Genomic DNA, 1,323 nt, shown 5'->3' on the forward strand with positions numbered 1-1,323 from the left:
ACACCCGCGAAGCCTTTCCCGAAAATTGGGCGATGACGCAAAATAATCTGGCAACAGCCTACAGAAACAGAATCAGGGGAGAGAAAGCAGAGAATATCGAACTGGCGATCGCATCATACACTGCTGCATTAACCATCTACACTCTCGATGCCTTTCCCCAAGATTGGGCGATGACGCAAGAAAATCTTGCCTATGTTTACATTGATATAAAAGATAACTTAGCTGCAATTCAACATTTTTGCTCTGCTTTAGAAATTTACACTCCCTCATCATTTCCCCTAAGCTGTCTCAAAGCAGGGCGCAACCTCGGCAACTTTGCCTTCGAGCTCGAAGACTGGGAAAACGCGATTTACGGCTATGAAAACGCCATCACCGCCGCCGAACAAAGCCGCGAATGGGCAACTTCGCAACGCAGCAAACGCCAAATCCTCGAAGATGCCTTACCCATCTACGAGAAAATGGTACTAGCCTGCATCCACCTCCAACGCTACGAAACCGCCCTCCTCACCGTCGAACGCAGCAAATCTCGCACCCTCATCGAACTCCTCGACAACGCCAACCTCTACCCCAAAAACAGCACCCCCGCCCAAAAACAACAACTCAGCCAACTCCGCCGCCAAATTGCCTCCCTCCAACAACAACTCGACATCGACGAAACCCCAACCGAAACCGAAACAACCACCGAAACCAACACCGACACCCTCAAAGAAAAAGGCAGTATTTCCACAGCCAAATCGCCCCAAACCAGCGATTCCCAACTGGAAGCCGAACTAAAAACCCTGCAACAGCAAATCACTCAACTGCTGAGAGAAATCAACGACCCCGATTTCAACCTCACGCAACGAGTCATCCCGCAACTACCCGACTTTACCCAATTCCTGGACAGCCAAACCGCCCTCATCGAGTGGTATCTCCCCCCAAACCCCGACTCCGGCTTTCACGTCTTCATCGTCACCAATCGCGCCGGAGATCCCCCTAAATCCCCCTTAAGAAGGGGGACTTTGAGCGAACAAGATGCCCCCCTTGTTAGCGCCGGAGATCCCCCTAAATCCCCCTTTAGAAGGGGGACTTTGAGCGAACAAGATGCCCCCCTTGTTAGCGCCGGAGATCCCCCTAAATCCCCCTTAAGAAGGGGGACTTTGAGCGAACAAGATGCCCCCCTTGTTAGCGCCGGAGATCCCCCTAAATCCCCCTTAAGAAGGGGGACTTTGAGTGAACAAGATCCCACCCTTGTTAGCGCCGGAGATCCCCCTAAATCCCCCTTTAGAAGGGGGACTTTGAGTGAACAAGATGCCCCCCTTGTTAGCGCCGGAGATCCCCCTA

1 pseudogene is annotated in these 1,323 nt (G+C 52.3%); it reads left to right on the forward strand.

Annotated elements, in window-relative coordinates:
- Positions 1 to 1,323: pseudogene (locus tag AAFP11_RS03220) on the forward strand (hypothetical protein); the annotation flags it as partial.

This window comes from Microcoleus sp. CAWBG640 (genome assembly GCF_020883015.1).
Classification (GTDB): Bacteria; Cyanobacteriota; Cyanobacteriia; order Cyanobacteriales; family Microcoleaceae; genus Microcoleus; species Microcoleus anatoxicus.